Source organism: Vibrio sp. YT-16 (assembly GCF_033337405.1).
Taxonomy (GTDB): Bacteria; Pseudomonadota; Gammaproteobacteria; order Enterobacterales; family Vibrionaceae; genus Vibrio; species Vibrio alginolyticus.
The window spans coordinates 167,335-181,022 of the sequence record NZ_JAWOQQ010000001.1 but is presented as its reverse complement, the minus strand read 5'-3'; the positions used below and the strand labels follow the sequence as shown (position 1 = coordinate 181,022).

Annotated in this window: 13 protein-coding genes; 8 read left to right on the top strand and 5 right to left on the bottom strand. The window is 43.5% G+C overall.

All coding sequences use genetic code 11. The annotated features are described in order from the left end of the window. Positions 1 to 18 precede the first annotated feature (18 nt). From R7F07_RS00790 to R7F07_RS00780, 3 genes are all read right to left on the bottom strand, one after another. Positions 19 to 1,422, bottom strand: a complete 1,404-nt coding sequence (locus R7F07_RS00790; RefSeq protein WP_005372978.1) for a Y-family DNA polymerase — start codon at positions 1,420 to 1,422, stop codon at positions 19 to 21. A 4-nt stretch (positions 1,423 to 1,426) separates the two neighbouring features. Next, positions 1,427 to 2,119 carry a translesion DNA synthesis-associated protein ImuA gene (imuA, locus tag R7F07_RS00785; RefSeq protein WP_005372979.1) on the bottom strand — a complete coding sequence of 231 codons (693 nt, stop codon included), beginning with the start codon at positions 2,117 to 2,119 and terminating at the stop codon, positions 1,427 to 1,429. A gap of 129 nt (positions 2,120 to 2,248) precedes the next feature. Then, positions 2,249 to 2,995, bottom strand: coding sequence for a YciK family oxidoreductase (locus R7F07_RS00780; protein WP_005372980.1), 747 nt, complete (start codon positions 2,993 to 2,995; stop codon positions 2,249 to 2,251). 254 nt (positions 2,996 to 3,249) lie between these two features. Here R7F07_RS00780 and sohB point away from each other — a divergent pair, with 254 nt between their 5' ends. The 8 genes from sohB (at position 3,250) to R7F07_RS00740 (ending at position 12,372) form a co-directional block, all read left to right on the top strand. Then, the gene (sohB, locus tag R7F07_RS00775) at positions 3,250 to 4,311 is read left to right on the top strand and encodes a protease SohB (RefSeq protein ID WP_005385819.1); all 1,062 of its coding nucleotides are present in this window, start codon (positions 3,250 to 3,252) and stop codon (positions 4,309 to 4,311) included. A 208-nt stretch (positions 4,312 to 4,519) separates the two neighbouring features. Next, positions 4,520 to 5,200: a (d)CMP kinase gene (gene cmk, locus R7F07_RS00770; protein WP_021033981.1), complete on the top strand. Its 681-nt coding sequence runs from the start codon at positions 4,520 to 4,522 to the stop codon at positions 5,198 to 5,200. A 110-nt stretch (positions 5,201 to 5,310) separates the two neighbouring features. Beyond that, on the top strand, positions 5,311 to 6,981 hold the full coding sequence (gene rpsA, locus R7F07_RS00765) for a 30S ribosomal protein S1 (protein WP_005385817.1): 1,671 nt from the start codon (positions 5,311 to 5,313) through the stop codon (positions 6,979 to 6,981). A gap of 213 nt (positions 6,982 to 7,194) precedes the next feature. Next, positions 7,195 to 7,476, top strand: a complete 282-nt coding sequence (gene ihfB, locus R7F07_RS00760) for an integration host factor subunit beta (protein WP_005385816.1) — start codon at positions 7,195 to 7,197, stop codon at positions 7,474 to 7,476. A 281-nt stretch (positions 7,477 to 7,757) separates the two neighbouring features. Beyond that, on the top strand, positions 7,758 to 8,054 hold the full coding sequence (locus R7F07_RS00755; protein ID WP_005376663.1) for a LapA family protein: 297 nt from the start codon (positions 7,758 to 7,760) through the stop codon (positions 8,052 to 8,054). A gap of 18 nt (positions 8,055 to 8,072) precedes the next feature. Beyond that, a complete protein-coding gene (gene lapB, locus R7F07_RS00750) occupies positions 8,073 to 9,248 on the top strand; it encodes a lipopolysaccharide assembly protein LapB (RefSeq protein ID WP_005376665.1) in 1,176 nt (391 codons plus the stop codon). A gap of 84 nt (positions 9,249 to 9,332) precedes the next feature. After that, complete coding sequence (gene pyrF, locus R7F07_RS00745; protein WP_005376667.1) at positions 9,333 to 10,034, top strand: orotidine-5'-phosphate decarboxylase; 702 nt, start codon at positions 9,333 to 9,335, stop codon at positions 10,032 to 10,034. A 499-nt stretch (positions 10,035 to 10,533) separates the two neighbouring features. Next, entirely contained in the window at positions 10,534 to 12,372 is a 1,839-nt protein-coding gene (locus tag R7F07_RS00740; protein ID WP_017633867.1) for an extracellular solute-binding protein, read from the top strand. A 60-nt stretch (positions 12,373 to 12,432) separates the two neighbouring features. Here the strand turns inward: R7F07_RS00740 and R7F07_RS00735 are convergent, their stop codons facing one another. Beyond that, entirely contained in the window at positions 12,433 to 12,672 is a 240-nt protein-coding gene (locus R7F07_RS00735) for a hypothetical protein (RefSeq protein WP_017821658.1), read from the bottom strand. 206 nt (positions 12,673 to 12,878) lie between these two features. Continuing rightward, the gene (locus R7F07_RS00730; protein WP_017633868.1) at positions 12,879 to 13,652 is read right to left on the bottom strand and encodes a hypothetical protein; all 774 of its coding nucleotides are present in this window, start codon (positions 13,650 to 13,652) and stop codon (positions 12,879 to 12,881) included. Positions 13,653 to 13,688 lie beyond the last annotated feature (36 nt).

Sequence of the window (13,688 nt, the reverse complement as noted above, 5' to 3'; positions counted from 1 at the left end):
ACAAAAATAACTGTCGATTTAACAAAAATAGCCATGAAGAAACCAGTGCTTGTGCTGATCGCGAAATATCCATAACCAGCGGCCTTGCTTGGTGTGTGCAATGTAGTAATCACGCATGATCTCATCACCATCCCACCACCCAGAAACTATTCGCTCAGGTCCGTGGACCAAAGAAACTTGTTCTTGCAATACAATGGGAGTGGGTAATTGCATTGCGGGGCGTAGTATGGAGGGTATGGCGTGCCCCTTTTTATCTGGAGCATCAGCAGGGCGATACTGACTGGCCTTTTCTGGTCTAGGATCGCAAGCAATATTGGGTTTTAAAACGGCACTTTTCCCCAATTTAGCTTGCAGTAAAGAGAGCAGCTCTAAAGCATTCATGTTTCCTTTCTGCCCAGCAAAGAGATCGCGTGATGCACTAAGAGGCTCACCTTGACGGATGACTTTTAACGTTAGCCCTGTGACTGGGCCATTAAGCGAGAGTGACTCTAAGCTCAAACTCGCTAACTGTTGCCAACGCTGACATAGGTAATCACCTTGCGCAGAAGTGAGTTGAAGGTGTTGCTCTTGTTTCTCACGCTGGTGGAGTGTTAAACACAGTTCAAAAGCGACCTTATCTCTTAATTTAAGAAAGGTTTCGAGTTGACGAAGTAATTTGGCCAACGGTTTTTCAATCCACTGAACGTTTTCGATCTCAAACAACAGCTCTAAATAAACTTGGAAGGATTCGGTAGGGTGATAAAGGTCGACAGGGTGTTTAAACTGCCCAGTCAGTCGACCAACGTAGTTCACCAAATCGATATCAAAGCGTCGTGCGATGTCTTGCAATGGCAGTTCAAGCAGGTTTTGCAATGTGGTGACGCCTACACGTTGTAACTTCTCTACTGTAGCGCTTGATAAATCTGCCAGTGTTAACGGTAATGGTGATAGGACTTTTTGTATGGCAGATTTGTCTTCACTGATGACGTTCGCTCCTGATATTGCCATCAATTTGGCAGCAAAAGGCGAAAAACCACATCCGAATTGAAAACTCAGTTTCAGCTCCGATAAGTGAGCTCTGACTTTATTCCAATAGTTTTCAAGCCCTTCATACAGAGCGAGCATTGGAGTAGCACGCAGTAAAATACCTTGGTTTGGCATCAACACAACGTCAGATGTGATCAAATACAGCCATTGAGCAATTTCTTGTAACTTGCTCCATTCGGTGTGCGGATGATAAGGATGCACTTGTAAATCTCGACACAAGGACGCAGCACTGCCTAGGCCCATACCTGGTTTAATGCCTTGTTGTTCGGCAATCTCGTTGTATTGAATAATCTGGCAACGTTGGCTTTCGACAATCACCACGGGTTGTTCTTGGTTATCACCAAAGAGTGCGTCTAGCTGCAGGCGAGGGAAGTGCAAGTAAATCCACAGAGCCATATCACTAACCTTGGTTCGCCAGTGGGAAATTGACCACAGTCGAGTGCACAGTTTCAGATGATGGTTTCACCAGTTGCGGATAATGGTGTTGGAAGCCGATACTAACGCTACCTCTATTCCAGCCTCCTTTCCTTTTCAGCACTTCAACATGAATCCCTTGCTCGTCGCCTTTCAGTTTTAAACTGAGTGACACAGGCAAAGACAAGCGGTTGATAGTATCTGTTTTAAGCATAAAGAGAGGGCAAGTACCTTGTTCACTCGCTACCTGTAAGCGTTTCACTTGGTGTATTTCAAGCTCTTCTTGCCATAACAAAACATTACTGCATACCCCACTTTTCAGACATTGCTCTGCAGCCCAAAGAGCATCTTTGGGGTGAGTTGGAGTAACAACCCACACTTGGTTTATATCCAACCCGATGTAGTGTAAAAACAGAGAATTCACTAGCGCAGGTGGTTGAATAAATGCGGTCATACCATTGGTCTGAGTGGCTTTTAAATAGGGAGCGAGCAAACGCAATTCACCAATACTACCAATAGATTCCATCTCCACTACGCCATGAGGTGGAAAGCCTCCGCCGAGCAAATCATCTAATTCAGAAAAACCGGAACTAGTCTGCAACTGCTGAGGATCTGCTTTCGTTAAATTTGCTTGCCAAACAAGGTGTTGGCTTTTTAAGTTCTGAATAATATCTTGCATAATAAATACCTGTATATATGTACAGTATATTTCTGTGGGAGAAAGTCGCAAGATTTTTATGAAGAGAGAAATGAAAAAAGGCAGCGTTTGCTGCCTTTTCAATCGATTATGTGAGGTAACCTGAATGAGTTATTTACGCTTCGGTTGAGCGTCGATGCACTGACCGTTCACATCGGTAACCGCAGGATCCATTAAGTGCAAATATAGCGGCATGATATCCAGTGGCGTTTTGAGAGTATTCGCATCTTCACCCGGATATGCTTTTTCACGCATGCGAGTACGAGTGGCACCAGGGTTAATTGCGTTAACGCGGATCGGTGTATCACTCAGCTCGTCAGCTAAAACTTGCATCATGCCTTCTACGGCAAATTTAGAGATAGCGTATGGCCCCCAGAATGCGCGGCCAGAGTGGCCGACAGTTGAAGAGGTAAAGATAATACGCCCAGCTTCTGATTTACGCATCACAGGCAGTAATGCTTGAGTCATTAGCACTTCGGCTTTCACGTTGATCTGCATGATATCGTCGAAGTCTTCCTCTTTGATTTGATCAAATGGACACAGCGAACTCAAGACACCTGCGTTGTGTAATAGACCATCCAAGCGACCAAACTGTCCTTCGATTGTCTCTGCCATATCAATGTAATTCTGCTGAGTTGCACCCTTGAGATCCAATGGAATGATAGCAGCTTGTGGATAGCCAGCAGCTTCAATCTCATCATAGATAGATTCAAGGTTTTGCACATTTCTACCCAAGAGAATAACAGTTGCACCGTGCTCGGCATAAGAAAGCGCGGCTTGACGGCCGATGCCATTACCAGCGCCAGTAACAAGAATGACTTTACCTTTTAGAGCATCAGCTGAAACGGAGTAGTTCACGGCGATAAATCCTTATTATTGTAAGAGGGTCCATGATAGTTAATTGACGCTAAAAAACGCCTGTTTCTCAATGGAAAATCTTGGTAATCGTGACAAGATGGTTACAATACACCAATTCATGTGTTATACCAATTCCAGAACTTTCGTTAGGTATGCTATCAATCAGAACAAGTGGTTACAAACCGCGCTGCCTTCTCGCTGATGTTTCTGCGTAACATACTAACGTCATCTGAAATGAGATAAAGGAGCTCTCGTTGGAATTTTTATTAGATTATGGTCTGTTTCTGGCCAAAATTATCACGGTGGTTGCTGCGATAATTGTTCTGCTCATTATTGCAAAATCGGCTGGTGGCAAATCGGGTGCGGCGAAAGGGGAGTTAGAGATTACCAACCTTTCAGAGCAACACAAACAATCTGTTGAGCAGTTAGAGCATCATTTGCATGACGATGCTTTCATCAAGGCTCGAGATAAAGCCGTCAAGAAAGAAGAAAAAGAGAAGAACAAATCTCGCGAGAAAGAAATCAAACAAGCGAGCAAAGACGGTTCATTAGATAGCAAGCGTGAACCACACCTATTTGTTCTTGATTTCAACGGTAGCATAGACGCAAAAGAAGTCGCGTCTCTACGTGAAGAAATCACCGCTATTTTGGCTGTCGCACGTGAAGGTGATGAAGTGTTACTTCGCTTAGAGTCTGGCGGTGGTATGGTTCATGGTTACGGCCTTGCCTCTTCTCAACTGGACCGAATCAAAGCTGCGGGTCTTCCTCTGACCATCTCTGTTGACAAAGTTGCGGCAAGTGGTGGTTACATGATGGCATGTGTAGCAGATAAGATTGTTTCTGCACCATTTGCAATTGTGGGGTCTATTGGCGTTATCGCACAAATTCCTAACTTCAACAAACTGTTGAAGAAACATGACATTGAGTACGAACAACTAACAGCGGGTGAATATAAACGCACGCTGACGATGTTCGGTGAGAATACCGATAAAGCGCGCGATAAGTTTAAGCAAGAACTTGAAGAAACACATGTCTTGTTTAAAGACTTCATCCGTGAGCGTCGTCCTAGTTTGGACCTAGACAAAGTAGCCACTGGTGAGCACTGGTTCGGTACACAAGCGAAAGAGCTTGGTTTGGTGGATGACATTAGTACATCTGATGATATCGTTGTTGCGGCATGCAAAGATAAAACCGTACTTTCTGTGCATTATGTGCAGAAGAAAAAGCTGGCAGACAAGCTAGCAGGTGTCGCGGGCAAAGTTGCTGACAGTGTGATCTTAAAGTTAGCTGAGCGTGGTCAAAAACCGATTGTTTAATCGAGCTTAAGTTCATGACATTTAAAACGGCGAGGGCAGAAGCTCTCGCCGTTTTTGTTGAACTTTATGTTTATTGATGAATCCAATTACGCATTAGGTGTAATGCTTTACACGACATTTTTCCTCGCTCCAAAGACTGATTACCCGTATAATGTGCGCCTCGAAAACCGAGCAAATTGCTGAAAAGAAACTATTGGTGGAGAAGAACATGTCCTCTCAAACTCCGGTTGTAACCGTAGATGGACCTAGTGGTGCAGGTAAAGGCACTTTATGTATGTTGCTGGCGAAAAAGTTGGGTTTCCAACTCTTAGATTCTGGCGCAATTTATCGTGTACTTGCACTCGCTGCGATTCACCACGGTGTCGACACCGAGTCAGAAGATGCTCTTGTCCCACTAGCAACCCACCTAGACGTTCAATTTATCGCGGAAGGTGACTTAGTTAAGGTCATTCTAGAAGGCGAAGACGTGTCAGGGGAGCTTCGCAAAGAAGAAACAGGCATGGCAGCATCTAAAGTTGCGGCTTTGCCACGTGTTCGTGAAGCATTACTACGTCGTCAGCGTGCATTTGAGACCGCTCCGGGTCTGGTTGCTGATGGTCGTGATATGGGCACAATTGTATTCCCGAGTGCGCAAGCAAAAATCTTCCTTGATGCGAGTGCTGAAGAGCGTGCAAATCGACGCCTTAAACAGTTGCAAGAGAAAGGGTTAGATGTTAGATTTGCTGACCTTTTAAGCGAGATCCAAGAGCGTGACGACCGAGATCGTAACCGCCCAGTGGCGCCATTACGCCCTGCTGAGGATGCGCTTGTGCTAGATTCTACGTCGATGACTATCGACGAAGTAGTAGAAAAGGCACTACAATATATCGAATCGAAGCTAGCTGAGTAATAATACTCGACTAGGCTAAGAGCGTTGGTCGCAAGGATGATGACTGGCGAATTTAATAACCCCATGCGGTAGGATACCCGTGGAAGTTTAATTTATTGAAGATTAATTAAATGACTGAATCTTTTGCTCAACTCTTTGAAGAGTTTCTAAACGAAACAGAATTCCAACAAGGCAGCATCGTTAAAGGTACTGTAGTAGCTATCGAGAACGGTTTCGTTCTTGTTGACGCTGGTCTTAAGTCTGAATCTGCTATCCCTGCTGAACAGTTCAAGAACGCTGCTGGCGAACTTGAAGTTGAAGTTGGCGCTGAAGTAGACGTAGCTCTAGACGCTGTTGAAGATGGTTTCGGTGAAACTCAACTTTCTCGTGAGAAAGCTAAGCGTCACGAAGCTTGGATCGTACTTGAGAAAGCTTACGAAGAAGCTGAAACTGTTGTTGGTATCATCAACGGTAAAGTTAAAGGCGGTTTCACTGTTGAACTAAACGGTATCCGTGCTTTCCTTCCTGGCTCTCTAGTAGACGTACGTCCAATCCGCGACACTGCTCACCTAGAAAACAAAGAGCTAGAGTTCAAAGTTATCAAACTTGACCAAAAACGTAACAACGTAGTTGTTTCACGTCGTGCAGTTATCGAATCAGAGAACAGCGTTGAGCGTGACGAGCTTCTAGAAACTCTACAAGAAGGTTCTGAAGTTAAAGGTATCGTTAAGAACCTTACTGACTACGGTGCGTTCGTTGACCTAGGTGGCGTTGACGGTCTTCTACATATCACTGATATGGCTTGGAAGCGCGTTAAGCACCCATCTGAAATCGTTAACGTTGGTGACGAGATCCAAGTTAAAGTTCTTAAGTTCGACCGTGAGCGTACTCGCGTATCACTAGGTCTTAAGCAACTAGGCGAAGATCCATGGGTAGCAATCGCTAAGCGTTACCCAGAAGGTCACAAACTAACTGGTCGCGTAACTAACCTAACTGACTACGGCTGCTTCGTTGAAATCGAAGAAGGCGTTGAAGGTCTAGTTCACGTTTCAGAAATGGATTGGACTAACAAGAACATCCACCCTTCTAAAGTTGTTAATGTTGGCGACGAAGTTGAGGTTATGGTTCTTGAAATCGACGAAGAACGTCGTCGTATCTCTCTAGGTCTGAAACAGTGTAAAGCTAACCCATGGCAGTCATTCGCTGAAGCACAAGCTAAAGGCGACAAAGTTACTGGTAAGATCAAGTCTATCACTGACTTCGGTATCTTCATCGGTCTAGAAGGCGGCATCGATGGTCTAGTTCACCTATCTGACATTTCTTGGAATGTTGCTGGCGAAGAAGCTGTACGTGAGTACAAGAAAGGCGACGAGATCTCTGCAGTTGTTCTAGCAGTAGACGCTGAGCGTGAGCGCATCTCTCTAGGCATCAAGCAAATGGAAAATGACCCATTCAATGCTTACGTTGCTGACAACAAGAAAGGTGTTCTAGTTAACGCTACTGTAACTGCTGTTGACGCTAAAGGCGCTACTGTTGAAATCGCAGAAGGCGTTGAAGGTTACATCCGTGCTTCTGAAGTATCACGCGATCGCGTAGAAGATGCTTCTCTAATCCTAAGCGCTGGTGATGTTGTTGAAGCGAAGTTCACAGGTGTAGACCGTAAGAACCGCGTAATCAACCTATCTATCAAAGCTAAAGACGAAGCTGACGAGCAAGAAGCAATGGCATCTATCAACAAGCAAGATGACAATGCATTCGGTAACGCAATGGCTGACGCTTTCAAAGCTGCTAAAGGCGAATAATATACTCGCTTAAGCAAAAAAGGAGCCGCAAGGCTCCTTTTTTATATTTGGTCATATTTAAGTAGTAATACTAATGACAGTAAACTATCTTAATAAAAGGCATTTCTTCATTGCGCATTTTGCATAAAATTTGTCTAGAATTGTCAGCAAGTGTTTGTTGGAATTAGTATTACTTACTATAATAAGTGATAAAGATACTCAAAGAGGGCAACTATGACTAAGTCTGAACTGATTGAAAGACTCTGCGCTGAGCAAACACACTTATCAGCGAAAGAGGTAGAGGATGCTGTAAAAGATATTTTAGAGCACATGGCCTCTACACTAGAGAGCGGTGACCGTATCGAGATCCGTGGCTTTGGTAGTTTTTCTCTTCATTACCGCGAGCCTCGCGTAGGTCGTAACCCTAAAACGGGCGATAAAGTGGAATTGGAAGGTAAATACGTTCCACATTTCAAACCTGGTAAAGAACTTCGTGAGCGTGTAAATATTGGTTAATGCACTCTTATTAGTTTGAAAAAAGCGGCATACGTTTGTGTATGCCGCTTTTTTGTAATGTATCCAAGTTAGTCATACATCCAAGATCGTTTACTAATCTAATTGTGGATTCAGCTGTTTTCTTTGCTGCTTTCTATACCCAAATAACTTTAACTTCTAAGCATGTCTACAAACTAAGCATCTTGAGGTTACTTGGGTATAGATTATTGCTAATATACGTAGTCTGAAGAAGCATTTTCCTGCATAATCTTACCGACTTACTCCTAGAAGGGTGATGTAACATGAAAATTATAAAAATCGTTGCTGTTTTAGCTCTCTTTTTAATTGCATTGGCGTTAGGTTCCCAAAACCAAGAGCTCGTGACTTTTAACTATCTTCTAGCAAAAGGAGAGTTCCACTTATCTACGCTATTAGGTGTAGTATTTGTGGTTGGCTTTGCTTTAGCGTGGGTTATCTTTGGTAGCATCCAACTGAAAACTCAGCTACAGGTCCGTCGTTTAAAGAAAAAACTGAAAAAGTACGAACCAACTGAATCAAACAACGCTGCTGATAAGCCAGCCATTGAAAAACAGGCATAAGGATAAGGCTTAACTTTAATGCTTGAACTACTCTTCTTGTTGTTGCCTATAGCTGCTGCGTATGGCTGGTATATGGGGCATCGCAGCGCTCAGCAAGACAAGCAGAAGCAATCTCATCAAATCTCTCGTCAGTATATGACGGGTCTTAATCTGCTGCTCTCTGACCAATCAGATAAGGCTGTCGATCACTTTATTGAATTGCTCCAAGTTGATAACGAGACCATCGATACTCACCTTGCGTTGGGTAACCTGTTCCGGTCTCGTGGTGAAGTCGACCGCGCAATCAGAATTCACCAAAATCTTATTTCTCGTTCAGGCTTAACACTGGACCAAAAGAACCTCGCCCTTCAACAGTTAGCGAAAGACTACATGGTCTCAGGTTTTCTTGATCGTGCAGAGAAAATCTTCGAACAGTTAGTCGAAGAGCCAGATTACAAAGAGGCGGCTCTTCAACAATTAGTGACCATTTATCAGCAAACACGAGAATGGGAAAAGGCGATTTATTACGCGAACCAATTGGCTAAGTTAGGTAATAAACGCTCAAGGATGCGTGCAAATATTGCCCATTTTTGGTGTGAAATAGCCATGCTCGACCAAGCTGATGGGAATACTAATAAGGCAATACAGCATTTTAAAAAAGCGTTAGCGGAAGACCCGAAGTGTGTTCGAGCAAGTATTGCTTTGGGACGAATTTACCTAGAGTCTGAAGACTATAAGCACACCATCAAATATCTGACGGGGGTACTTGAGCAAGATAAAGACTTTATCAGTGATGTCTTGCCAACTATTGCAGAATGCTATCATCATCTGGGTCAGGAAGATGAACTTGTCGAGTTTCTGAGAGCTTGTATTGATAAGAAAGCAGGCGTATCAGCCGAGTTGATGTTGGCTCAATTAGTTGCTCATCACGAGAACGTTGGGGCTGCTCAAGAGTTACTGACGAAACAATTGCTGAAAAACCCAACCATGAAGGGCTTCTACCGTTTAATTGACTACCACATTGCAGAAGCAGAAGATGGTCGAGCGAAAGACAGCCTATCAACACTACAAGCGATGGTGGGTGAACAGTTAAAAGTGAAACCGCATTACCGATGCCGGAAGTGTGGATTTTCTACCCATTCCCTTTATTGGCATTGTCCGTCCTGTAAAGGATGGGGGACGATCAAGCCAATCCGCGGATTGGATGGTGAATAATTCTTAATGCAGCTGGCAGAGTTTCTGTCCGCTGCATTTTTTTAACTTTTTATTTAATAAGAACCAAAACAGTTAGGAGATGAAATGATCGACCAAAAAGTTATTGTCGCACTGGATTATGATAACCAAGCAGATGCACTTGCGTTTGTAGATAGAATTGATCCTGCGTCATGCCGACTAAAAGTTGGCAAGGAGATGTTTACGCTATTTGGTCCTGATTTTGTACGTGAACTCCATAAACGTGGTTTCTCTGTATTCCTAGATTTAAAATTTCACGATATTCCAAACACCTGTTCGAAAGCAGTTCGCGCTGCGGCTGAAATGGGTGTATGGATGGTGAACGTACACGCGAGCGGTGGTGAGCGTATGATGACGGCATCACGTGAAATTCTTGAGCCATATGGTAAAGATCGTCCACTTCTTATCGGTGTAACGGTACTAACTAGTATGGAACAAAGTGATTTAGCTGGTATTGGTTTGAATGTTGCGCCTCAGGAGCAAGTGATTCGTCTAGCAACCTTGACCAAAAACGCAGGTTTAGATGGCGTGGTATGTTCAGCGCAAGAGTCCTCATTACTGAAGAGCGAACTAGGCCAAGAATTTAAGTTAGTGACCCCTGGTATTCGACCTGCTGGCTCAGAACAAGGTGACCAACGCCGTATCATGACGCCAGTAGACGCTATCCAATCAGGTTCAGATTATCTTGTGATTGGTCGCCCTATCACTCAAGCGTCAAATCCTGCAGAAGTGCTGAAGTCGATCAATGAGAGCTTATCTAACATGTAAGCACTGTCTCGATTGTATGGAGAAAAGTGAGGCTAAGATGCCTCACTTTTTACATCGAATGAAAATACTGATCGCGGTAAACAACCATTCCTTTTAACCAGCTATGTCTGATCATTTACTCGCTTTAACTGGTATATCGGGGCCAATTGAGATAAAGGTTCTGCGGTTTATTCTGAGTAAAGTAGGGCTTGGTACTATGCCGATCACACTTTTGTAACATAACTCACTGTGATGCCTCGAAAATGCAACCATGTGTTATTGATGGCTTGCGTTACAAATGTCTAAAGAATACTATGGCGAAGATGCATTCACTGCGTTGTAAGGTCTAGGATGACCTAGTGAAACTCTTTGAAATTAATATAGAAGCTGGCAGGACGTCACTTCATATTACGTTCCTATTATTTCCTATCTGCGTATTTTAAATCGCAGCTTTCTGTGAGCTTTCACACGCTGTCTTCCTTGTTACGACCTTAGTGCGCAAACACAACAAGGAAGAAACATGACTAAAAAACTGCCATTTTCAGTACTAGCAACACTGACCGCTGCCAGTTTTCAACTGAGTGCGGCAGAATTGCCAGCTGATATCGAATGGATTTCAAACAACAACGAACCTCTATTTGCCTCTGAAGAGGCGGTACGAGGTGGCACCTATCGCACTTACATTCAGAGCTTTCCGCAAACATTACGAAGTGTTGGTCCAGATGCGAACTCAGGTTTGCGCCAATACTTAATGGATGGTTCACCAAAACTGGCTCAGCGTCATCCAAATACTGGCAAATGGATCCCTCAACTTGCTAAGTCATGGGCATTTGGAGAAGACAACAAAACCGTATTCTTTAAACTCGACGAAACGGCCGAGTGGTCAGATGGTGAAAAAATTACAGCAGATGATTACGTCTTTATGATGAAGTACTACACGTCAAAAGACATTATCGACCCGTGGTATAACGACTTCTTCACAAACAGTATTGTGAGTGTTGAAAAAATTGATGACTACACGATCAAAGTCAATCTTGCTGTAGCTCAAAGTCATGACTCACTTATGGTTATGATTAACATGCCAAGTAATGGTTTTCAGCCTCGTCCTGAACACTTCTTTGAAGGAGAAAAGGACGCAAATAACGATGGCATGCCTGATAACTTCGTCAGAAAGTTTAACTTTAAATCTGAGCCAACCGCAGCGCCTTACTACATTGATCAAGTGAAGAAAGGTAAGAGCGTAACATTCAAACATGTCGGTGAAGATTGGTGGGGATACAACAACCGCTACTATAAAAACCGTTATAACGTTGAAAAGGTTCGCATTAAGGTGATTCGCGATCCTGATATTGCCATGAAGCACTTTGAGAAAGGCAACTTAGACTACTTTGAGATGGTGCTACCAAGCTTTTGGCATGACAAGACCAATAGTGATGTGTACAAAAAAGGCTATATCCAAAAGTACTGGGGCTTTAACGAAGCACCGCAAGGAGCTGGTGGTCTTTGGATGAACACAGCGATGCCGATGTTGGATAACCTAGAAGTGCGTAAAGGTGTTATGGCAGCCACTGACTATGACGGCATGATTGAAAACATCATGCGTGGAGATTATTCACGTAAACCGCATGGACTCGGCTTTGGTCATGGCGAATACGATGATCCTAACAATACACCGCCAAAGTTTGATGCTGATGCGGCGGTTAAACACTTCGAAAAAGCGGGCTTTGACAAAGTGGGCGCAGATGGTATTCGTGTTAACGACAAGGGCCAACGCTTGAGCTTTGCTATCACCTACGGATACAACTCTTGGACACCGCGTATTGCATACCTGAAAGAGCAAGCGAAACTTGCTGGTCTTGAGTTCACGTTAAACTTGGTGGATGGCTCATCTGCGTTTAAATACATTCTTGAGAAAAAGCATCAGCTAGCGTTTTTGAATATGGGCTCTGGTGAGATCCCTGCGTATTGGGAATACCTACACTCGGATAATGCAAATCGACCACAAACGAATGCTCACACCAACTACAGCAGCCCTGAGCTAGACAAGTTAATTGAAGCGTATGATTCTGAGTTTGATCAGGAGAAGCGTTACGACTTGTCGCATCAAATCCAAAACTATGTCAGCAAAGCGAATATCATCGTTCCTGGCTACATGGTGCCTTATTCTCGAGTTGCTCATTGGCGCTGGGTTAAAATTCCTAAAAACGGCATGACAAAAGCGACAGAATGGGTGCTTCATCCAATGGATATCGGTAATTTCTGGATTGATAACCAAGTAAAAGAAGAGACAGAAGAAGCGATGGACGAGGGTAAAACCTTCCCAGAATTAACGGTAATTGATGATCGTTACAAATTGTAAATCAGTAGTTTAGATAGAAAATGATAGCCCCGGTAATGAATTTTATCGGGGCTTTCTTTTTTACTTAACAAGGTAAGACACTTCTAAAAGGTAGGTTTTTGCATCACCAAGCAAAGAGAACGCTTTATCGATGGTTTTAAATCGATCATCAAGCGAGTCGCTGGATATCAGCTGGCTGAATGTTTGCAACGAGAAAGCTTCGTTTGCTTTGAAGAACTGATGTACGTTTTCAAGCTGCACTTTATGAATATGCTCCACCTTATTTAGGGCGGTGGTTAAATCGGAAATGTTAATCGACATTGCTACTCGGGAACCTTATCAACAAGACCTATATGAGGTCATAGAGTGGGGTTTTATATTTTGCGACAGAGAGTAACACCGAAGAGCAATTTATAGTCTGATGAAGATCAATTTGCCTTATTTAAGCATCTGTAACGCGGCACTAGACGTGTACCTAGAGCTAGTACACGTTACAACGCTTGAATATAGGCTAGGGTTTCACCTGATCAAAAGTAAAAGCCAAGTCCGACTAAAAGCCCTTGAGAAGCCGTATCATATTCAAATACCTCTTCATTTTTGTAATCGACCCAGGTCGACTTGTAAGCTAAGTTGAGATCAGACCATTCGTTAAAGCGATAACGAACACCAGTTTGAATGGCATAAGTGAAGTGAGTATCGTTGCCAAGTCCGGCGTCGATACTGGCATGAAATCGCCAGTTTTCACTCAATTCATCAATGAGTCGCAAGCCAACTAAAAAATCGACCCAATCTTCTTGTAATGACAGTCTATCTTCTAGTACCCGGTTATCATTACGATACAGCTTGCCGGTGATGTCATTGTCCCACCAACGTAATCCAAACATATAATCCAGTTTACCAAATGAATATTGTTCGCGTTGGAATGCCTTTGCTTCTAGAACACCTTGCCGTATTTCGATGTCCGCACGATAACGAGCGTTAGGCAGAGCGCCCTTGATATTATTAACATCACCACTTAAGTTCATGAAACTATAATCTATGTAGTAGCCCCACTTACTTTGGTAAATACTCTCGAATCGCAACATCGCCCCAATATCGAGGTGGTCTACGATGAACTTAGGATCGACATCCACCTCTGATGAAAAGCGACCAATACTGGTATCCCCGTGGATATTCAGTCCTAGCATGTACACTTCTATGCTATTTCGCCAACGAGATTCTTGTGTCTCGGCTGAGAGCGCTACTGATGTAGGTAATACAAGAATGAGTGAGGAGAGTGATAGCAGGTTACATGGTTTCATCCAATTTCCTTTTCGGCTTTTCGTCAGCTTTCAGCT